1 pseudogene is annotated in these 298 nt (G+C 65.8%); it reads right to left on the bottom strand.

What is annotated here, in order from left to right:
• A pseudogene (locus ACWGTI_RS32870) lies at positions 1-298 on the bottom strand (IS1634 family transposase); the annotation flags it as partial.

Raw genomic sequence — 298 nt, 5'->3', positions numbered from 1 at the left:
GGCGCCCTTCCAGCACTTCTTCCAGCACATCGCCGATCCCGAGCCGCTGCCACAGCCGCCCGAACAACAGCGGACCGCCAATGCGGCGAGAGGCAATCCGCCCCGCGTCAATGTCGGACAGGATGAGGCTGCGTTCGCCATGGCGCGCAATCGAGGCCGCCAATCTGTCAAGTTCGCCGCTGGCAACCAGCGCATCCTTGCGGCCCAGCGCCTTTATCGTGCGCTGGCGAACGGTCTTGCCGTCGCGGACACTTTCCACGAGGTAGAGATAGCGGTGGCCGCGCGCGACTCTCTCAAC

The organism is Mesorhizobium sp. ArgA1, from assembly GCF_053714375.1.
Note: the sequence above shows the minus strand (reverse complement) of the source record. Positions and strands in the feature narration are given on the sequence as shown.